We start from the raw sequence: 19,775 nt of genomic DNA on the forward strand, positions 1-19,775 counted from the left end.
CGCGGGAAAGCGAGCAATCTTGTTCCCTACGCAGGCGCTAACCTGATCAGGTTCAACGGGATCCGGAATTATCCGATCTCAGCCTCAACACAAGGCACCCCGACAAGAACGAGGCCAGTCTAGACTGGAGTGACACGTAAAGCCACCACTGTAAAACTGCGTACGATCAATGGCGGATATGGCAGATTGTTGCAATATGCCAGCGCAACTACACTGCACTACGCTCTGAACTAAGCGATTATCTCACCCGTTCAAGGATTGCCTTATGCTGCGCAAACTTTCACTGGCCCTAGCCGTGTCTTGTGCTACCAACGGAATGGCCTGGGCAGCAGAAGCGCCCTTGTCCGCAAAGACCGACCTGGTCAGCGTCTATCAAGAAGCGGTAAACAATAACGCCGACCTGGCGGCGGCCCAGGCCAACTACGGTGCTCGCCGCGAAGTGGTACCCCAGGCGCGCGCCGGGCTACTGCCAAACCTCTCGGCCGGGGCCGAGATGCAAAGCACCCGCACCCAGTTCGATGAGCCTTCGACCACAAACAACCGCAGTGGCAACTCGTGGCAGGCCACCCTGTCGCAGCCCATATTCCGCGCCGACCGCTGGTTCCAGTTGCAAGCGGCACAGGCCGTCAATGAACAAGCGGCACTCGAGCTGTCCGCCACCGAGCAAAATTTGATCCTGCAGAGTGCAGACAGCTATTTCAGCGTGCTGCGAGCCCAGGACAACCTGGCAGCAACCAAGGCCGAGGAAGCCGCGTTCAAGCGCCAGCTGGACCAGTCCAACGAGCGTTTTGACGTTGGCTTGTCGGACAAGACCGACGTACTGCAGTCCCAGGCCAGCTACGACACGGCACGGGCCAACCGGATACTTGCCCAGCGCCAGGTCGAGGACGCCTTCCAGGCCCTGATCACGTTGACCAACCGTGAATACAACGCCATTCAAGGCATCGTTCATACCCTGCCCGTGCAGGTGCCGGTTCCGAATGACGCCACTGCCTGGGTCGATACCGCCGCACGGCAGAACCTGACCTTGCAAGCGACCAACTATGCCGTCAGCGCCGCCGAAGAAACCCTGCGCCAACGCAAGGCCGGGCATGCTCCGACACTCGATGCCGTGGCCAACTACCAGAAAGGCGACAACGACAACCTGGGGTTCAGTAACCCGACCCCGGGCGTCCATTACGGTGGCGATGTCGAACAACGCAGCATTGGCCTGCAACTGAACATCCCGATCTACAGCGGTGGGCTGACCAGCTCGCAAGTGCGCGAGGCCTATCAGCGCCTGAACCAGACCGAACAGCAACGCGAAAGCCTGCGCCGCCAGGTGGTGGAGAACACCCGCAACCTGCACCGTGCGGTGAACACTGACGTGGAGCAGGTGCAAGCGCGCAAACAGTCGATCATCTCCAACCAGAGCGCACTGGAAGCGACCGAGATCGGCTATCAGGTCGGCACACGCAACATCGTCGACGTACTCGATGCCCAACGTCAGCTGTACACCTCAGTGCGGGACTACAACAACACCCGCTACGACTACATCCTCGACAACCTGCGCCTGAAGCAGGCCGCGGGCACACTGAGCCCTCAGGACCTGCAAGACCTGACCCGCTACCTGAAGGCCGATTACAACCCGGACAAGGACTTCCTGCCGCCGGACCTGGCCAAGGCTGCGCAGGCGAACTTCGAGCGTCGTCCCTGACAGCCTCGTCGGCAAGCCACCCACTGGACCGCAAGGGACCGTAGTGGCTTGCCGCTGTCGAGGTCTCAGAACAACCGCGCCAGCCCATCCAGCAAGCGCTGCAATGCCCCCTGGTTGGCGCGCATCACTGACCGCCCTGCATCACCCATGCGCTGAGCGTCGATTGGCAATTCAATCAAGCGGCGCACGTGCGCAGCCAGGCCTTGTGCGTCGTCCACTTCCTGCAAAGCCCCCGCTTCGCGCAACATCGCCGCGATTTCCAGAAAGTTGAACAGATGTGGTCCGCTGAGCACCGGTTTGGACAAGGCAGCCGGCTCCAGGACGTTGTGCCCGCCATTGGGAACCAGGCTACCGCCGACGAAGGCAATGTCTGCCAACGCATACAGAAACAGCAACTCGCCCATGGTGTCACCGAGCAGTACCTGGGTCTGCTCAGTGACCGCTTCGCCACTGGAGCGGCGCTGCGTCACAAACTGCGGCTGACAGAGCTCGAACACGGCATTGAAACGCTCTGGATGACGTGGCACGAGAATCAGCAAGGCGTCGGCGTGGTGTTCCAACAGTTGCCGGTGCGCCTGCAAAATGATCGAGTCTTCGCCCTCATGGGTGCTCGCCGCGATCCATACTGGACGTCGATCCGCCTGCCACTGTGCACGTAACTGACCGGCACGGACCAACAACTGAGGATCGACGCTCAGGTCGAACTTGATCGAACCGGTGACCTCAACGCACTCGGGACGAGCGCCCAACTGGCGGAAACGCTCGGCCTCAGCCTCGGTCTGAACCGCAATCAGGCTCATCTGCGCCAGCATCGGCTGGGTCAGCTTGGCAAATCGTCCATAGCCACGCGCCGACCGCTCAGACAACCGGGCATTGGCCAAGGCGACCGGTATGCCTCGTTTGGCGCACTGGTTGATATGGTTGGGCCAGAGTTCGGTTTCCATGATCACCGCCAGGCGCGGTTGTACATGGTCAAGGAAACGTGCCGCCGCCCAAGGCAGATCATAGGGCAGGTAGCAGTGCTGAACCCGCGGCTCATCGGCAAACATCGCCCTGACACGCTCGGAGCCGGTCGGGGTCATGCAGGTGATGGTAATGGGCAGCTGTGGATAACGTTTGAGCAAGGCCCGCACCATCGGCGCCGCGGCAATACTCTCGCCGACCGACACCGCATGCACCCAGATACCACCGGTCTGCATCGGCGCAAGGCCCTTGGCAAAGCGCTCGCCGATACGCTTCGCATAGGCCGGCGCCTTACGCGAACGCAGGTACAGGCGCAGCGCGACCAGCGGCAGGCCCAAGTGAAACAACAGGGTATAAAGGGATCTGTTCATGGCGCCGCAGTGTACTAGCCAATGGCGCGCAAGTGCAGTGCGAAGCGCTCAGCCAACCACTGCGCGGCCGGTCCCAGGGGCTCATCTCGCCGCCATGCCAGCTCGACCACCAACGCTGGCGGTGTCCATTCGCTGGCCAACTCGACCATCTGCGTCTGGTAGGTTGGGTACTGCACCACATGCCGGGGCAACCATGCCCAGCCGAGCCCACGCATCAGCAGTTCAGCCATGGCGTAGAAACTGTCTGCGCGCCAGATCTGGGGGCTGATCGGCTCACCACCGGGGTAACCACTCTCCTGAGGGGTGATCAACAACTGACGGTGCTGCGCCAATTGCTGTCGACTGACCCATGGCAGTTGCGCCAGCGGGTGATGGACAGCGCAGACGGTGACCATCTCGACACTGCCCAGCGCCCGACGCTCCAGAGCAACGGGCATCCGATCATGATGGAACAACAACCCCAGGTCAGCTCGACGCTCGACCAGTTTACGCGCCACATCCCCCTGTGCGCCGCTGGCCAATTGCACTTCAAGCAGTGGAAAGCGCTGGGCCAGCTCATCCAGGCTGTCGATCACCGGCTGGTAGGGCATGGCCTCATCCTGAGCCACGCGCAATTGCGCCTCCTGGCCACGCATCAGCGCCAGGGCCCGACCATCAAGACGCTCGCATTGGCGCAACAGCTCGCGGGCATCTTCCAGCAACGCCGCACCCGCGCCAGTCAGACGCGGCTGGCGACCACTGCTGCGCTCGAAGAGGACAACCCCAAGGTCTTCCTCCAGCAGGGCAATACCGCTGCTGATCGCCGACTGCGCTTTACGCTGCTCACGGGCAACAGCGGAAAACGAGCGCAGCTCAGCCACGCGCACGAACAGCCTTACTTGCTCAAGATTCCACTGCTCACTCACGGCAACCTATCTCCAATACAGATAGCTAATGACTTTACCGCACTCGTGCGTCCTCTAGAATGCCCACCAACTACAGAGGACACCCACCATGAATGCCTACACCTACCTGGCCATTGCCATCTGCGCGGAAGTCATCGCCACCGCCTCCATGAAAGCGGTCAAGGGCCTGAGCACACCCCTGCCACTGCTGCTGATGGTTTGTGGCTATGCCGTGGCATTCTGGATGCTGACCCTGGTGGTGCGCAGCATTCCGGTAGGTATCGCCTACGCGATCTGGTCAGGGCTGGGTATCGTCCTGATCAGCGTTGCAGCGCTGTTCATCTATGGCCAAAAACTCGATACCCCAGCCATCCTCGGCATGGCGATGATTGTCGGAGGCGTGGTGGTGATCCAGTTGTTTTCAAAAACCGCCGGGCACTGATGCCAGGCAAGGTGCAATCCGCCACAGGCTGTATACTGCGCTCCTATCCCAGCTTGTGAGGTTTGTACATGCCATCGGCTATTTCTACCGACGTCCTGATTGTCGGCGCAGGGGTTGCAGGCCTCTGGCTCAATGCCCGCCTGCGTCGCCAGGGTTTTTCGACAGTTCTGGTAGAGCGCGACAGCCTCGGTGGCGGGCAGACCCTGAAATCCCAAGGCATCATCCATGGCGGCGCCAAGTACGCCCTGCATGGCGCCCTGACCGGAGCATCGGAAGCGATTGCCGACATGCCACGACGCTGGCGCGAAGCCCTGGCCGGTAGCGGCGAGCTGGACCTGTCCGGTGTACGCCTGCTGTCAGACGCTCACTACCTCTGGTCTCCGGGCACCCTGGCCGGCAATCTCACCAGTTTCTTTGCCAGCAAGGCCGTGCGCGGCCGAGTCGATCAGGTCAAGGGCGAGCAATTGCCACCTGCGCTGCAAGACCGCGCCTTCAAAGGCAAAGTCTACCGCCTGGCCGAACTGGTCATCGATGTACCCAGCCTGCTTGATCGCCTGGCAGCCCTGGCCGGTGAAAGCCTGCTCGCGGGCCAGCAGATCGAACCGTTGCGTGAAGCCGATGAGCTGGTCGGCCTGCGGGTCGATGGCCGTGAAATCCGCGCACAGCGCGTGGTGCTCAGCGCCGGTGCCGGTAACGCCGAACTGCTCAAGGCGCTCGGCCTGAGCCAACCGGCCATGCAAACCCGTCCCCTGCACATGGTGCTGGCCAAAGGGCCAAGCCTGAAGCCGCTCTATGCGCATTGCCTCGGTGGCGGCCCCAAACCGCGCATCACCGTCACCACCCATCCGGCGGCCGATGGTCAGTGGGTGTGGTACCTGGGTGGCGACCTGGCCGAAGCCGAAGGCGTCGCACGTGAACCAGACGCACAGATTGCTGCGGCAAAGAAGGAAGTGGCCAGCCTGCTCCCTTGGGTCGATCTCAGCCAGGTGCAATGGGCAACCCTGCGGGTTGACCGGGCAGAGCCGGCGCAGTCGGGCCTGGTACGCCCCGACAACGCCTTCCTGGCCGAACAACAACGCTTGCTGGTCGGCTGGCCAACCAAACTGGCACTGGCACCGGACTTCGCAGATCGCGTAATGGCCAGCCTGGCGCGTGACGGCATTACGCCGGGGACCTGCACCACACTGCCGGACCTGCCAAGACCGCCGATTGCACCGTCTGTCTGGGAACAGTTGCTGCCATGAGCCAAGCCACCCTGCATGACCTGCACCGCCCGCTGGGCAGCCTGGGGCTGATGGTCTCGCCGCTAGGCCTGGGCACCGTCAAACTGGGCCGCGACCAGGGCGTGAAGTACCCCAACGGCTTCACCATCCCGGATGACCGAGCAGCACGTCAGTTGCTCGATCAAGCCCGTGACCTGGGCATCAACCTGATAGACACTGCGCCTGCCTATGGCCGCAGTGAGGAACGCCTTGGCCCGCTGCTGCGTGGGCAACGCCACGAGTGGGTGATCGTCAGCAAAGTCGGGGAAGAGTTCGACAACGGCCTGTCGAGCTTCAACTTCAGCGCAGCCCATACCCGCCTCTCGGTCGAGCGCAGCCTCAAGCGCCTGGAAACCGACTGCATTGACCTGGTACTGGTGCACTCTGACGGCAACGACCTGCATATCCTCGAACACGAAGGCGTCTATGAAGCCCTCGCGCAGCTCAAGCAGGAAGGCAAGATCCGTGGTTTTGGCCTCTCCGGAAAAACCGTCGCAGGTGGTTTGAAGGCTCTGGAACAAGGCGATTGCGCCATGGTCACCTACAATCTCAACGAGCAGGGCGAACGACCGGTACTGGACTATGCTGCCGCACATGGCAAAGCCATTCTGGTGAAGAAGGCGCTGGCCAGCGGCCACGCTTGCCTGAGGCCCGATGAAGACCCGGTGCGTGCAAGCTTTGAGCTACTGTTTGGCCATCCCGGTGTGAGCAGTGCTATTGTCGGCACCATCAACCCCGTACACCTGGCCCATAACGTGGCCACCGTTGCCCAGGTTTTAAGCAAGCGCTGAGCCGCCGTCGCGGCCGACCCCAACGCAAGAAGGAGCCGACATGCCGCGAACGCTGATCCGCAAGAACCCCAGCAACTTCAAGACCCTGCCACTGCATGTCGAAGCCAGCCCGGAAGGGCTGAGCTACCAGAGCATCGGCAAACCGCTGAACTTTGCCCAGACCCTGCAGCGGCGCAAGCCTATCCAGTTGAGCGATCACCAACACTTCGTAGCCGAACTGGCCAACCTCGGGGTGTCAGTGCGACTGACGCTGCAATGGCAGAATCGTGACTATTGGGTGTTGGTACGCCAGCGCCGTCAGGACCGTGGCGATGTGGTGCTCAAGCTGATCTCAGGCTACGTCCCCGCCCAGGAGCTCAACCTGCCGCTGCACACAGCGATTCAGGAAGTGGCCGAGGAATGCCTGCTGGAGACGCCCGAAGGTTGGCTGGGTGGACGCTTCAACGAAACCTGGCTACCAGCGCCCTATGCTGAAGCCCTGCACTACCGTGACGCCATGCCCTTTGTCGTGACGCCACTTTCAGGCGCTGCACGGCCTGTACGCTGCGCCAATCTGCAACTGTTGGAACGGCCACGCGCCTACGTACACTTGCCCACGGCATCACTACAACTGGTCTACGACCTGCGCCTTCAAGTGCCCAGGGAGGCCCGGTCGCTGAGCCTGTTCCATGTTGACGAACGCCTGGAAGGCGACCAGTTGGTCGCTCGGCTCAATCGCAGTCGCCCGGATCTTTACTTGATGCCATTGGAAGACGGACGCCCCTTGGCTGAACTCTACACACTGAAGAAGGATCGCCTGATCCCGGCCAGCACGCGTGGCCTCTATCTGGCAGAGAGCTTCGCCCGGCAGGACGGCTGGGTGGTTCGGGAAGAGCGAATTCGCTGGAAAGACTGGCTCAGGCAAGAAGGCCTGAGCCCCACTCGGAAAGAGTCGGGGCTGAGCCGCCTGACCGGCAAGGCCAGGCAACTGCTACAGATGGCCAGGGGCAGCCTGCACAAGTAGCACACGCTGCCTAGGTCAGTTTTTGCGGATTTTCTCGACGATAGCCGTGGTCGAGCTGTTTTCCACCAGCCCCAATACCTTTACGGTTCCGCCGTAGGCCCTGACGATCTCGGCACCGACCACCTGGTCAATACCATAGTCGCCACCCTTGACCAGCACGTCCGGCTTGAGCTGGCTGAGCAGGTTCTCCGGGGTAGCTTCAGGGAAGCTGATGACCCAGTCGACAGCGCCCAGGCCTGCCAAGACAGCCATCCGCCGGTCCACGCTGTTGATCGGGCGACCCGGCCCTTTCAGGCGACTGACCGATGCATCATCGTTTACGGCAACGATCAATCGATCACCTTGGGCCCGCGCCTGCTCCAGGTAGGTCACATGGCCTGCATGCAGGATGTCGAAGCAACCGTTGGTGAACACGATTTTCTCGTTGTGCGCACGGGCATCGTCAATGGCCAGCAGCAACTGCTCCAAGCCCAGCACGCCACGCTCGGAACCTTCCTCGCGCTGAATGGCGCGGCGCAGTTCCGGCGCGCTGATGGCTGCCGTACCGAGCTTGCCCACCACGATACTGGCAGCCAGGTTCGCAAGGCCCACTGCCTGCGGAAGCTCTTCACCGGCCGCAATGGCCGCCGCCAGTGTGGAAATGACCGTATCGCCAGCACCGGTGACGTCGAAGACTTCACGTGCGCGCGCAGGCAAGTGCAGGGCCGGATGCTCTGAACGCAGCAGGGTCATGCCATGCTCGCCACGGGTAACCAGCAAGGCCCCCAACTCCAGCTCACGCATCAATTGGCAGCCCTTGGCAACCAACTCGGTCTCGTCAGCGCAACGCCCGACAATGGCCTCGAACTCGCTCAGGTTAGGGGTGATCAGGCTCGCGCCACGGTAGATGGAGAAATCCTTGCCCTTGGGATCAGCCAGCACGGGAATACCTTTGGCGCGGGCTGCCTGGATCAGGCTTTGATGGTTCTTCAATGCACCCTTGCCATAGTCCGACAGCACCAGCACCTTGACACCATCCAGCAAAGCATCGACTTCGGCACCGAGCGACAGGGGGTCGGTGGCGAAAGGCTCTTCAAAGTCGATACGCAGCAACTGCTGGTGACGACTCATCACTCGCAACTTGACGATGGTCGGCTGGTGGGCAATACGCTGGAAGATCGAACGGACACCGGCTGCCTTCAGGCTATTGGTCAAGCTGTCAGCCGCTTCGTCCTGGCCGGTAACGCCGATCAGCAACGCCGGCGCACCCAGCGCAGCAATGTTCAAGGCAACGTTCGCTGCACCGCCTGGGCGGTCCTCGATCTGCTCGACCTTGACCACCGGCACCGGGGCTTCAGGCGAAATCCGTGAGGTGCCGCCATGCCAGTAGCGGTCGAGCATGACATCGCCGACCACCAGTACCGGGGCTTGATCGAAACGCGGCATGGACAACTTCATGGGTAACCCATATACAAAATGAACAGGGGCGGAATATTAGCACAGGCGAAACGACGGCTTGATTACCGCCGCACGCCCGGACGCTACACGCCGATTGACAGCCGGGGGCGAGCAGCCCCCAACCTTTCGGTATCAGGTGATGTCGGCCTTGCTCGGCTCGTCCAGCCCCATCGCATGGAGGCGGGCGTAGTAGCCGTTTTCGGCGATCAACTGACTGTGCGTACCACGCTCGACGATACGCCCCTGATCCATCACAAGAATCAGGTTGGCCTTTTCGATGGTCGAAAGGCGGTGGGCGATCACCAGGGTGGTTCGGCCTTTCATGACCTGATCCAGCGCGGCCTGGATATGCCGCTCCGATTCGGTATCCAGCGCCGAGGTTGCCTCGTCAAGAATCAACAACGGGGCATTCTTGAGCAGTGCCCGGGCAATCGCCAGACGCTGACGCTGACCGCCGGACAACAGCACGCCGTTCTCACCCACTTCAGTGTCGAAGCCATGCGGCAACTGCTCGATGAAGTCCTTGGCATAGGCGTCGGCAGCCGCGGCTTCGATCTGCTCACGCGGCGCTCCGGCAAGGTCGCCATAGGCGATGTTGTTGGCCACGGTATCGTTGAACAGGGTGACGTGCTGGGTGACCTGGGCAATGTGCCGACGCAGGTTACGCAGGCGATATTCCTCGATTTCCACACCGTCCAGCAGGATCTCGCCCTGCTCATGGCTATAGAACCGCGGAATCAGGCTGGCCAGGGTCGACTTGCCGCTGCCGGAGCGACCGACCAGCGCGATCATCTGCCCAGGTTCGGCGCTGAAACTGATGTCGTTGAGCACCTTACGCTCGGTACCCGGGTAGGTGAAGCTCAGGTTACGCACTTCCAGGCGACCGCTGATGCGCTCACGCTCCACCGTGCCCTCGTCGCGCTCAGGCTCGACATCCAGCTGCTCGAAAATACTCTCGGCACCGGCCACGCCCTTCTGGATGGTCGAGCTGACTTCCGACAACTGGCGAATCGGCTTGGGCAACAGGCCCGCGGCGGTAATGTAGGCCACCAGATCGCCAGCAGACGCCTCTCCGCGCAAGAACAGCACCAGGAACATCAACACCGCCATGGCCGAATAGATCACCAGTTGCAGCATCGGTGTATAAATGGCACCGGTCTTGGTCATGCGCAGCTGCTTGTTGGTGTTGGTCTGGCTGGCGTTGGTAAACCGCTCTTGCTCATACTGCTCACCACCAAAGCTGCGCACCACCCGATAGCCCTGGATGGTTTCCGAGGCCACGTGGGTTACATCCCCCATCGCCACCTGGATTTTCTTGCTCTGCTTGCGGAATTTCTTGCTGGCACTGCCGACCATGATTGCGATTAGCGGCAGGATTGCCAGCATGACCAGCGTCAGCTTCCAGTTCATCCACAACAGGTAGATGAACAGGAAAACAACCGTCAGGCCCTCTCGAATCACCACCTTGATCGCATCGGTCGCCGCACCTGTGACCATGGTCACGTTGAAGGTAATCCGTGAAATCAGATGGCCGGAATTGTGGCTGTCGAAGTAGCGATTGGGCAGGACCAGCAGCTTGTTGAACAACTCGACCCGCAGATCATGCACCAACCCCAGGGAGACCTTGGCCAGGAAGTAGTTGCCCAGGTACGAGCCAAGCCCCTGCCAGGCGGCAATGGCCACGATCAGCAAGGGCACCGCTTGAAGCAACTGAAGGTCGCGCAGGTAAGGCACATTGGGGAACAACACCGCTTCGGGGTTGCTCAAGCCATCGACGAAATACTTGAGAATGCCCGCCAGCATGGGCTGGGTCGAGGCGAAAATCACAAAGCCCACAATGCTCAGCAGGAAAATGCCTACATAGGGCTTCACATAGTTGAGCAGACGAAAATAAATTTTCAGGCTCGAGGGCGCAGACGATTCAGGGGCAGTCATAAGAATCTGTCGAGATAAAAAGAGACGGGATTGTACCACAAGCGGTTTTAGTCTCTTCCCGCTACGGTAAGATAGCCGGCCGTCCAGCACCCAGAGCATAGACACCGGAGTATTGATGCAAGCACTTGACCACGCCCGCTACCTGGCTTTGCGCGAAGGTGCCGAGGTTCTCGAAGCCGACGGCACGGGAGATAAAGTCTTGCGCCTGGCAGACGGCTCGATGCTCAAACTGTTCCGACGCAAGCGACTGATCAGTTCAGCGGCGTGGTACCCCTACGCACGACGCTTTGCCGATAACTGCAACAACCTGGCCAGCCGCGCAGTGCCCTGCCCTCACATTCGCAAGGTCTATCGAATTGCCGAAATAGCACGGGATGCCGTGCATTACGATCCATTGCCAGGGAAAACCCTGCGCCAACTGATCGAAAGCAGCGAACCAAGCGACCGACTCAGAGACCAGCTTGGGCAATTCATCGCCACGCTGCATGAGAAGGGCGTTTACTTCCGCTCAGCCCATCTGGGCAATATTGTTCTTACGCCAAATGGAGAACTGGGGCTGATCGATGTTGCCGACATGCGCACCTATCGCAAGCCGTTGAGCAAAAAAATGCGGCTACGCAACTTCAAGCACATGCTGCGCTACACAGAGGATCGGCAATGGCTGCTGAAGCCTGAGAATGCCATTTTTCTCAATGCTTACCTGAGCAGCCAATCGACCTGCAACGCCAACGAGTTGCAAACCATTTTAGGCGCATAAAAAAAGGCCGCTCATGGGGCGGCCTTTTTACCAACGCCAGTGCAGCCCTGATCAAAGCGATCTGTAGCGCGCCTGCCGAACCACATTCCCCAGGATCATTGCCGCCGGCAACAATACCAGTGGCCACAACTCATCCGGATTGCCAACCAACTTGCTGCCGTCGAAGTTGAGCATGACCAGGGCGCACGCCAGATACACACCCCAGGCGTCCCGAAGGCGCATGGCCTGCAAGAGCGTAAGCGCCATGACCAGCACGAACAACACCAGCGAAACAGCCCCCGTGTAGAGCCCCATGGCCACGAAAATGTTATGCGGATGCTGTATTGGCATACCACCTGTAAGCGTCTTGGTGGTTTGGAAATCGACGCCACACCCCAACAACCACCCACAGTTGCGCCACTCTCCAGTCATGATCTGGAACAGCTCGATACGATAGGAATCACCCCGCGCAAACAGCGAGAGAAACCACCTCTCGTTGTGCACCAGGCCGAACACCGCAGCCAGCAAGGCTACCGAGATCAACAGGCTCACTACACCGGCCTTTGGGTGACGCCAGATTCCATACACGCACCACAGCCCGGCCAGGAAAGCGGCGCCGACCAGTGCCGTGCGGGTTTGAAGCACAAAGGCAATCGCGACCAACGTCAGGACGATTGCGCAGAACCCTTCACCCCAGCGCCGCTCGCGGAGCCACAACGGAAGCGCCAGTGAAAGGGTGCACAGCAGCCAGATGCAGGCATAGATCACATTCTGCATGCGCGCTGGCAACAACGCGACCCGTGCACCGACCTCATACTGGCCCGAGGCGTAGGCATAGATCGACGCCGCAAAAATGTACAGGCAGATGATCCAGAATTGCAGCCGCACAAATGACGGGCTGCGGAAAAACTGTGGATCGGTCAACCCGCCAACCACGAAAACAAACAGCCCAACGTAAGCAATGTGCTTGTAGAACTGCCCATCTCCGGCAATAGCTGCGGGGACAAGAAACCAAAGTAGGAAGGCCACCCACGCCCAGCTCAACGAATCCTTGAACAGGCCTGCGCCACGCTCTTTCAGAAGAAAGACCAGGCCTGGCAATGCGATGAACGCGTAAAAGATGTTATTCGTCCACTTGGACGACGCCATCACCACAAAGCTCAAGAAAAACGCGACAACTGCAGCACTGAAGTAGCGCGTACTTTTTCGGCTGTCCACGGAAGAAACACTAAACATTCAAAAACCAGCCCACTATCAATCCAATGACAACTGCAATCACCAACTTGAGGCGATCGCGTTTTTTGCGCCGACGCTTGTTCTGACGCTCCTCTGAAACAACGACGTGCTCACCGAATCCCGTATGCAGAACGGCATCGTTCTCCAGAATCAGGGCATAACGGTTTTCATCGGCATACAGCCGAGAGAGGCTTTTCTCTCCTGCATGGCCGGAGTAAGGCGCATGCTGCTTGTAGTCCGCCAACCGACGCAGTCCCGGGTTGAAGGAAAAACCCTGCCAGTCCGGCTTGTGGGAACCCAACTGGTAAAAGGGTATACCTTTATACACTTGACGTTCATGAAGAAACACATAAGGGCTGTGCACCTGCAGGTCATGGTTGAAACTGCGCAACCATACCTGCAGTGCCTGTGGATCTGCCTCCAGCAGTGCTTGCGACTCTTCAATGAATCCGGGGCGATAGAACGCCCAGTCATCCTCGCAATGGAACACCCAGGCGGTAGAGATCTGCGAATAGGCCGCATCAATCGAGCGCAACTGGCCGAGCTTCGGATTGTTGATGATGAACCGCGTGTGAGGACGCCAGTGCTCGGGAATGCAGCGTTCAACGGCCGCGTCCCCGGAATCTTCGGTGATAAACACTTCACGAATAGGCGCTGTGTTGAATCGATCGAAGGTTTCGAGCGTACGCTTCAACAAATCGAAACGGCCACAACTGGTGACCATCAGCGTGATATCGCTGTTTTCACTGAAGACCATGCTTGTACTCAATCAATAAAGGGTTGAAGGGCTTACAGCCCCAGTGACGACTTGAGATTCTGAAACCAGCCAAGTACCGGGCGGGGCCGCAACGGCGCACGCATCTGCTCGACAATGGCCTTGCCTAACGCCTGGAAAGAAAAATGTTGCTCGACCAGCGCCTGGCCATTTTTCGATATCGCATCCGCCTGTTCAGGGTGCTCGCGCAGTTGTGCAAGCTTGGCGCGCAACTCGGCCAGGTCCCGATACAGGACGATATTCTGCATATCGACAAAGCCCAACGCCTGGTTTTCCTCGGCACCCTGATCAAAGGCCAATAGCACGCAACCACACGCCATGGCTTCAAAATTCTTGATCATGTACTCGCCCATGCCAACATCGGCACTGACGAAAAAGCGGATGCGACTCAATGTCTGGCTGTACTCCTCGCCCGAGTTGGTACGCGTAATAACCAGATTTTCTACCTCGGCCAATGCTTCCAGCATCGCCTTGCGGCCAGAATATGCCACGCTATTGATACTGCCCACAAACGCCAGCTCTATGTCCCGCTCTTGCTGGTGATTGCGCAACAACGCCTGGTCGTAACCCTTGGGCACAAACTGCGCATCAAAGCCCTCCTCACGCAAACGTCGGGTGACCATCGCACCGGAGGTTATCACCCTGGCCCACGGCAGCTTGCGGTAGTGGGCACTGAACTTACCGGTGTACTTGCAGGGAATGTAGTTCTGGTAAGCGTCATGCTCCAGAATCACCAGGTTTGGTAACGTTCGTATGAAGGAAACCTGACGAATCTCTTTCTTGAAGCGCAAGAAAAACAGAATGCGGTCGTACTGCTCAAGCTGAACATGCTTGCGGAAGTACCCCTTGAGGTCATCCTGCTCTTCACTGCTGAGCCAACGCAGGTCACACTCGCAATGCGCAGCAACCCCTTCGTACAAGCGATCCAGAATGGCCCGCTGTTCCTTCTGCACCAGAAATAGAACTTTCATTGTCTTCCTTACGGCGCATGCGCTACCGCTATCAATCACGCCCTGGACCTAAAGGTCCCGACGCCAGAACAATTCGTGTCGACGCACTGCTTTACGGAAAAATTCATTCTCACCGTAGGGTGAAGCCTTTCGCCCTGCCAGCCAACGCTGGAGCACGCGCCGAACGCGCCGCTTGAACGGTGGCGCGGGCTGCAGATCATGCATCATGCCCAGCGCCATGGCCTTGTCACGCTGTACATTCAGGTCGAGCACCAGGCTGTGCGGAATCCAGCCTTGGCTGGCCTCCATTTGCGGCGGCAATGCCACGCCTGCACCACTATCACCCATCGGCCAACGATCGTTGTCGTGCAGGTGGTTGGCGTAGCACAACAGCGTTTCAGGCTGCCACTCCAGCCCTTTCAAGGCTTCAAGCACCGCGGCCTGTGCGCAAATATGATCGGGGTGCGGGTCGAGTGCCGGGTGTGGCATGACCAGCACCTGCGGACGCGCCAGCACAATCAGCGCTCGCAAGTCAGCCAGCAGGTTGTTCCAGGTCGGTGCGCCATCCTCGTCGCCGGGCAAGGCAAGGCTATTGAACTGCCGGAATAGCCGGGTATCTGCCAGCTCCGCTTCACGGGAGGCAATGGGCTGGTCCGGTGCGGCCTGCATTGCCGGCAATTGCAGGCAGAAGTAACCCAGTTGTACGCACTGTTCCTGCGGGACACCCGCCCAGCGCGGCACCGCGATACTGTCCCAGGCGCGCAGGCGCCCTTTGAGACGCGCTGCTTCGGCACGCTCAAGGCCCATCTGCTGGTAATGCTCCGCCTCGATCTCACCGGCGGTGAGGGTCACGATCCAGGATTCTGCTGCCTTGCTATAAAGGCCATAGGCGGCCAGCTCAGCATCGTCGGCATGCGGCGCGATGACCATGACCCGCCGAGGGTACGGGTCGCCGCCACGCACGACCCACAGCTGCGACACCTCCTGCACCCGGCAATGCCGACCACGCAGGCGCAGGTTACCCGCCATCACGGCCGCCGCCTGCCCCGTCAGGTTGAGGTAGCGCACGCCTCGCACACCGCGCTCGAAGGTCTGCCGGTCCGGGGTGTCAGAGCCCAGTACCTCCACAGCCGGGTCGAAGAAACGCCCCAGCCAGGTGCTTTTCAGGCGAACCTGCAAAATCAGCGTTTCATCACCGCTCACCGACTGCGGCTGAGCCACACGCAAGGCCTCGCCCACCAGCGTCACGGCGACGGGCGCACACCCCTCGGGAAAGCTGTACTGGTAATCCTCGGTCGGCGAATAGAACAGGTGATCGGCGAACCAGGCCTCGTGAGCCGCCCACAACAGCGGCAACAGTAAAAACGGCAACCCGCCATGAACGCCCACACCAAGGCCGATCAACACGACCAGGCCAAGCAGCAAGCCCAGGCGCTTGTTACGCCGATGGCGCTTGAGCAGCTGTTGCTTGCGGCTCACACCTGGAACACCGGAACAGGATTGCACCATCGGTCCTTGTACTCGCGATCGGAGCGACCGAAAGAAAACCGCAACGGCTTGTTCCGCGCACGGGCATCTTCCCAGGCACTCTGTGTGTTGAGGAAGCTCAATACGCTACCAGGGCTGAACGCCTTGGTTTCCGGGTCGACGCCACCGTTGACGTACTCAACACTGATCCATTCCGGTGCTTCAACCCGATACACTAATTGAATGGCGATGGGGGCACCGTCAAGAAACAGCACCGAACCGATCAACAATTCACGCAAGCGCTCAAGCACTTCGGCCATACGCTCAGCGCCCGTAGCCGGGAACGTCCAGCGGCGCTGGAACAGGTCACAGTACATGGCCGCCAGTTCCGCGCTACTGAAGTCGGTCACAGGACGAACCTGCCCTCCCGCCTCTTCCAGCAACCGCAACTCGCGCCGCTGGTTGTAACGAAACTTCTTCGACAAATCTTCCGGGGTCCTGGCCATGGCCAAGGACTCCACTTGCGGTTTGAGGTTGGCGAAACGGCCCTGATTCAACTCGGAAAGGTAACGCCCGGCATGCCGCAACGGCACCTGAGCATCGGTCGCGGCAGGCAGAATCAGCTCGGCATTGCCCAAGTCGAACAGGCCTTTCTTGCCCGCACGCTTGAGCACGTCCTTGGACAGCGCCAGGTAGCGACCCCACGTTGGAATCGCCGCCTTGAGTTCGCCCTGTTCTTCCCAGGCAAGATAGCGCACCGGGATCTCGGCCAGGTCAGCGAGTTGCGCGATCACCAACGGATGAGTGGCAACGCTGCCGCCAAAACGCTGCCAGGCCTGTGCGTAGGCAGCAGCATCCACCTCGTGCCAGCCACGTTCGCGCCAGCCTTTGATTCGATTGAGCATCAAGCCTCCGCAGCCAATGCGCTGACAGTTGGCAGACGCCAGAAGGACTCACGTACGGCCACATCGGAAAAACGTTCACGCAGACGCTGCAGCATGCGCTCGGCGCAGGCCTGGCGTTGCGAATCATCCAGGCCGGCCAGATGCTGCAACCCTTGAGCAAGGTGTTCAGCATCACCCAGCGGGAACAGAATCCCAACGCCCTCGACCACCTCTTTCGCTCCACCACAGGCCGTCGCCAATAGCGGCAGGCCGGCAACCATGGCCTCCAGCAAGACCATCCCGAACGGTTCGTGATCGGAGCTCAAGGCAAAGGCATCGAACGCCCGGAAATAACGGCGACCTTCGGCAACCTGCCCAAGGAAATCGACCTGTCCGGCGACCCCCAGCTCTGCAGCCAGCGCCTTGAGGCTTTCTTCCAGGCGCCCCTTGCCCATGATCGCCAGACGAGCACCCGCTGGCAGCCCAGGCAGCGCCTTGGCAAAGCCACGCAAGAGCGTGGCCTGGTCCTTGTCCGGGTGCAGACGACCAACGTTAGCGACGATCCAGGCCTGCGGATCCAAGCCCAAGGCCTGACGCGCTTCAGCGGCTGGCAGCAAGCTGGACTGCAGTGCTTCGATATCGACACGGTTGTAGAGGGTCTGGATGCGCTGCTCCGGCCACTTCGGCAAACAGCGGCGCATGTCGTCACGTACCGCATCAGAGACGCCGAGCAAGCTCAAGCGTCGACGGAACAGGTTGGCAAACAACTGTCGGCTGCCACGTTTGTAATCACTGAACGCATGATGCACACCGATCACCGGCACGTCCGTCGCCAGCAAGGCCACATAGATCGGTTTGAAACGGTGGGCAATGCAGAAGCTGAAACGGCGACTGGAAGCGATCCGGCGCAGTGCGCGAATCGCCCCCAGCTTCAGGCCGCGAATGGCCTTGGAGCTGAACTCCATGAACAGCACTTCATCAGAAGCGCAGCCAGCGGCCACCTGCGGATCGGCAGCACCGGTCAGGAACACCGTGGTGACCCGATAACCCGTGCCCGCAAACAGGCTGGCGTACTGACGGGCACAGTCCAGGAACGGCCCGTCATAACCATGGCAGAACTGCAGGACATGCCGCTCAGCCGACGGTTTCATAACTGTCCGCACCGTCCTTGACCACCAAGATGTCTTCCATGATCAGGTACTGAAGGTCGGAGCCGAAGAACATGTTCAGTGCATCGGTCGGCGAGCAGATCATCGGTTCACCACGACGGTTGAGCGAGGTGTTCAACGACACACCGTTACCCGTCAGGTCTTCCAGCGCCTTCATCATGTCGTAGTAGCGCGGGTTGTACTCGCGCTTGAGCACCTGGGCCCGCGAGGTACCGTCCTCATGGACAACTTCCGGCACGCGGGTTTTCCACTCTTCAGCCACTTCAAACGTGAAGGTCATGAACGGCGCCGGGTGATCGACCTTGATCATCTGCGGACCAACGGTGTCGAGCATCGACGGGCAGAATGGCCTCCAGCGCTCGCGGAACTTGATCTGTTCGTTAATCCGGTTAGCCACGCCAGGCACGCTCGGGCAGCCGATAATCGAACGACCACCCAAGGCACGCGGACCAAACTCCATACGACCCTGGAACCAGGCAACTGGATTGCCATCTACCATGATCTTGGCGATACGCTGTGGCATGTCGTCGATCTTGCGCCATTTTGGCTGGCTCGGATGGCGGGCACAGGCCGCGATCACGTCCTCGTTGGAGTAGGCTGGGCCGAGGTAGACGTGCTCCATCTTCTCGACCGGCACACCACGGGCGTGCGACACATAGGCTGCAGCACCCACAGCGGTACCGGCATCACCTGAAGCCGGCTGAACGAACAGTTCCTTCAGGTCCGGACGGGCGATGATCTTCTGGTTCAGCTTGACGTTCAGCGCACAACCACCCGCAAACGCCAGCTTGCCGGTTTCCTTGAGAATGTCGCCTAGGTAGTGGTCGATCATTTGCAGAGCAAGCTTCTCGAACAGCGCCTGCATGCTGGCCGCATAATGAATGTAAGGCTCATCGGCGATATCGCCTTCGCGCTTCGGACCCAGCCATTCGATCAGTTTTGGCGAGAAGTAGAAGCCCTTGCCCTTCTCTTTATGGCGACGCAGGCCGATGACGTTGGCGTATTCGGTGTTGATTTCCAGTTCGCCATTTTCAAAGCTGGCCAGACGCGAGAAGTCGTACTTGCTGGCATCGCCATACGGCGCCATGCCCATGACCTTGAACTCACCGTCAAGCATCTCGAAACCGAGGAACTCGGTGATCGCGCCGTAAAGGCCACCGAGGGAATCCGGGTCGAAGAACTCCTTGATCTTGTGGATCTTGCCGTTCTCGCCATAACCGAAGAAGGTGGTGGCGTACTCGCCCTTACCGTCGATCCCGAGGATCGCCGTCTTCTCCTTGAAACCGGAGCAATGGTAGGCACTGGACGCGTGAGCCAGGTGGTGTTCAACCGGCTCGATCTTGATCTTTTTCGGATCGAAGCCCAGTTGCTCCAGGCACCAGACAATTTTCTTGCGATAGCGCTTGTAACGGCGGTTACCCATCAGAATCGCGTCAAGGGCGCGGTCCGGGGCATACCAGTAACGCTTGGCGTAGTGCCAGCGAGCCTTGCCGAACAGGCTGATCGGGGCAAACGGAATCGCGACGACATCGACGTCGGACGGTTTGATCCCGGCCTGTTCCAGGCAGAACTTCGCCGATTCGTAGGGCATGCGGTTCTTTGCATGTTTATCGCGCACGAAGCGCTCTTCTTCAGCGGCGGCAATCAGTTTGCCGTCGATATACAGGGCCGCGGAAGGATCATGGCTAAGGGCGCCGGACAGGCCAAGAATCGTCAATGCCAAGGGTCTAGCCTCTTCAAACTTTTAAAATGTGCCCCTGCGCCAGTGGCAAGC

The 19,775-nt window shown here is 59.9% G+C and carries 17 protein-coding genes and 1 riboswitch; of the genes, 6 read left to right on the forward strand and 11 right to left on the reverse strand.

Going from position 1 to position 19,775, the window contains the following annotated elements; all coding sequences use genetic code 11:
- Nucleotides 1–6 precede the first annotated feature (6 nt).
- A riboswitch (TPP riboswitch) is annotated at nt 7–112 on the reverse strand.
- Nucleotides 113–265: 153 nt separating this feature from the next.
- Nucleotides 266–1,696 carry a TolC family outer membrane protein gene (locus tag IE038_RS08565; protein WP_189395464.1) on the forward strand — a complete coding sequence of 477 codons (1,431 nt, stop codon included), beginning with the start codon at nt 266–268 and terminating at the stop codon, nt 1,694–1,696.
- Between the two features lie 65 nt (nt 1,697–1,761).
- On the opposite strand, the gene waaA is transcribed toward IE038_RS08565, so the two are convergent.
- Nucleotides 1,762–3,030 (reverse strand): lipid IV(A) 3-deoxy-D-manno-octulosonic acid transferase, encoded by a 1,269-nt coding sequence (waaA, locus tag IE038_RS08570; protein ID WP_189395465.1) that lies wholly within the window; start codon nt 3,028–3,030, stop codon nt 1,762–1,764.
- A 14-nt stretch (nt 3,031–3,044) separates the two neighbouring features.
- Nucleotides 3,045–3,935: a LysR family transcriptional regulator gene (locus IE038_RS08575; RefSeq protein WP_163935164.1), complete on the reverse strand. Its 891-nt coding sequence runs from the start codon at nt 3,933–3,935 to the stop codon at nt 3,045–3,047.
- An 88-nt stretch (nt 3,936–4,023) separates the two neighbouring features.
- Between IE038_RS08575 and IE038_RS08580 the strand changes: the two genes are divergently transcribed.
- From IE038_RS08580 to IE038_RS08595, 4 genes are all read left to right on the forward strand, one after another.
- On the forward strand, nt 4,024–4,356 hold the full coding sequence (locus IE038_RS08580; protein WP_163935166.1) for a DMT family transporter: 333 nt from the start codon (nt 4,024–4,026) through the stop codon (nt 4,354–4,356).
- Nucleotides 4,357–4,424: 68 nt separating this feature from the next.
- The gene (locus IE038_RS08585) at nt 4,425–5,600 is read left to right on the forward strand and encodes an NAD(P)/FAD-dependent oxidoreductase (protein WP_189395466.1); all 1,176 of its coding nucleotides are present in this window, start codon (nt 4,425–4,427) and stop codon (nt 5,598–5,600) included.
- Nucleotides 5,597–6,409, forward strand: a complete 813-nt coding sequence (locus tag IE038_RS08590) for an aldo/keto reductase (RefSeq protein ID WP_163935169.1) — start codon at nt 5,597–5,599, stop codon at nt 6,407–6,409. The genes IE038_RS08585 and IE038_RS08590 overlap by 4 nt, the downstream gene beginning before the upstream one ends.
- Nucleotides 6,410–6,449: 40 nt before the next feature.
- Nucleotides 6,450–7,412, forward strand: a complete 963-nt coding sequence (locus tag IE038_RS08595; protein ID WP_163935171.1) for a metal ABC transporter ATPase — start codon at nt 6,450–6,452, stop codon at nt 7,410–7,412.
- A gap of 15 nt (nt 7,413–7,427) precedes the next feature.
- Here IE038_RS08595 and hldE read toward each other — a convergent pair whose 3' ends face one another.
- Both hldE and msbA read right to left on the reverse strand, forming a co-directional pair.
- Nucleotides 7,428–8,849 (reverse strand): bifunctional D-glycero-beta-D-manno-heptose-7-phosphate kinase/D-glycero-beta-D-manno-heptose 1-phosphate adenylyltransferase HldE, encoded by a 1,422-nt coding sequence (hldE, locus tag IE038_RS08600; RefSeq protein WP_189395467.1) that lies wholly within the window; start codon nt 8,847–8,849, stop codon nt 7,428–7,430.
- 132 nt (nt 8,850–8,981) lie between these two features.
- Nucleotides 8,982–10,784 (reverse strand): lipid A export permease/ATP-binding protein MsbA, encoded by a 1,803-nt coding sequence (msbA, locus tag IE038_RS08605; RefSeq protein WP_163936192.1) that lies wholly within the window; start codon nt 10,782–10,784, stop codon nt 8,982–8,984.
- Between the two features lie 115 nt (nt 10,785–10,899).
- Here msbA and IE038_RS08610 point away from each other — a divergent pair, with 115 nt between their 5' ends.
- Nucleotides 10,900–11,541, forward strand: a complete 642-nt coding sequence (locus tag IE038_RS08610; protein WP_163936189.1) for a BUD32 family EKC/KEOPS complex subunit — start codon at nt 10,900–10,902, stop codon at nt 11,539–11,541.
- A gap of 51 nt (nt 11,542–11,592) precedes the next feature.
- Here IE038_RS08610 and IE038_RS08615 read toward each other — a convergent pair whose 3' ends face one another.
- The 7 genes from IE038_RS08615 to IE038_RS08645 are packed head-to-tail and all read right to left on the reverse strand — an operon-like array spanning nt 11,593 to nt 19,724.
- The gene (locus IE038_RS08615) at nt 11,593–12,756 is read right to left on the reverse strand and encodes an O-antigen ligase family protein (protein WP_163936185.1); all 1,164 of its coding nucleotides are present in this window, start codon (nt 12,754–12,756) and stop codon (nt 11,593–11,595) included.
- Nucleotides 12,749–13,513, reverse strand: a complete 765-nt coding sequence (locus IE038_RS08620) for a glycosyltransferase family 2 protein (RefSeq protein ID WP_163936181.1) — start codon at nt 13,511–13,513, stop codon at nt 12,749–12,751. Before IE038_RS08620 ends, IE038_RS08615 begins: the two co-directional genes overlap by 8 nt.
- A gap of 32 nt (nt 13,514–13,545) precedes the next feature.
- Complete coding sequence (locus tag IE038_RS08625; protein ID WP_189395468.1) at nt 13,546–14,502, reverse strand: glycosyltransferase family protein; 957 nt, start codon at nt 14,500–14,502, stop codon at nt 13,546–13,548.
- A gap of 48 nt (nt 14,503–14,550) precedes the next feature.
- A complete protein-coding gene (locus IE038_RS08630; protein WP_189395469.1) occupies nt 14,551–15,960 on the reverse strand; it encodes a PIG-L deacetylase family protein in 1,410 nt (469 codons plus the stop codon).
- Entirely contained in the window at nt 15,957–16,853 is an 897-nt protein-coding gene (locus IE038_RS08635; RefSeq protein WP_163936175.1) for an antimicrobial resistance protein Mig-14, read from the reverse strand. The genes IE038_RS08630 and IE038_RS08635 overlap by 4 nt, the downstream gene beginning before the upstream one ends.
- A complete protein-coding gene (locus IE038_RS08640) occupies nt 16,853–17,983 on the reverse strand; it encodes a glycosyltransferase (RefSeq protein ID WP_163936172.1) in 1,131 nt (376 codons plus the stop codon). The genes IE038_RS08635 and IE038_RS08640 overlap by 1 nt, the downstream gene beginning before the upstream one ends.
- Nucleotides 17,967–19,724: a carbamoyltransferase family protein gene (locus IE038_RS08645; protein ID WP_163936168.1), complete on the reverse strand. Its 1,758-nt coding sequence runs from the start codon at nt 19,722–19,724 to the stop codon at nt 17,967–17,969. Before IE038_RS08645 ends, IE038_RS08640 begins: the two co-directional genes overlap by 17 nt.
- Nucleotides 19,725–19,775: the final 51 nt, after the last annotated feature.

This window comes from Pseudomonas laurentiana (assembly GCF_014648275.1).
Lineage (GTDB): Bacteria > Pseudomonadota > Gammaproteobacteria > Pseudomonadales > Pseudomonadaceae > Aquipseudomonas > Aquipseudomonas laurentiana.

Bases quoted from the DNA above. Each gene is read 5' to 3' on its own strand.
- IE038_RS08565 (WP_189395464.1), top strand. From the start codon at position 266: ATGCTGCGCAAACTTTCACTGGCCCTAGCCGTGTCTTGTGCTACCAAC.
- waaA (WP_189395465.1), bottom strand. From the start codon at position 3,030: ATGAACAGATCCCTTTATACCCTGTTGTTTCACTTGGGCCTGCCGCTG.
- IE038_RS08580 (WP_163935166.1), top strand. From the start codon at position 4,024: ATGAATGCCTACACCTACCTGGCCATTGCCATCTGCGCGGAAGTCATC.
- IE038_RS08585 (WP_189395466.1), top strand. From the start codon at position 4,425: ATGCCATCGGCTATTTCTACCGACGTCCTGATTGTCGGCGCAGGGGTT.
- IE038_RS08590 (WP_163935169.1), top strand. From the start codon at position 5,597: ATGAGCCAAGCCACCCTGCATGACCTGCACCGCCCGCTGGGCAGCCTG.
- IE038_RS08595 (WP_163935171.1), top strand. From the start codon at position 6,450: ATGCCGCGAACGCTGATCCGCAAGAACCCCAGCAACTTCAAGACCCTG.
- hldE (WP_189395467.1), bottom strand. From the start codon at position 8,849: ATGAAGTTGTCCATGCCGCGTTTCGATCAAGCCCCGGTACTGGTGGTC.
- msbA (WP_163936192.1), bottom strand. From the start codon at position 10,784: ATGACTGCCCCTGAATCGTCTGCGCCCTCGAGCCTGAAAATTTATTTT.
- IE038_RS08610 (WP_163936189.1), top strand. From the start codon at position 10,900: ATGCAAGCACTTGACCACGCCCGCTACCTGGCTTTGCGCGAAGGTGCC.
- IE038_RS08615 (WP_163936185.1), bottom strand. From the start codon at position 12,756: ATGTTTAGTGTTTCTTCCGTGGACAGCCGAAAAAGTACGCGCTACTTC.
- IE038_RS08620 (WP_163936181.1), bottom strand. From the start codon at position 13,513: ATGGTCTTCAGTGAAAACAGCGATATCACGCTGATGGTCACCAGTTGT.
- IE038_RS08625 (WP_189395468.1), bottom strand. From the start codon at position 14,502: ATGAAAGTTCTATTTCTGGTGCAGAAGGAACAGCGGGCCATTCTGGAT.
- IE038_RS08635 (WP_163936175.1), bottom strand. From the start codon at position 16,853: ATGCTCAATCGAATCAAAGGCTGGCGCGAACGTGGCTGGCACGAGGTG.
- IE038_RS08640 (WP_163936172.1), bottom strand. From the start codon at position 17,983: ATGAAACCGTCGGCTGAGCGGCATGTCCTGCAGTTCTGCCATGGTTAT.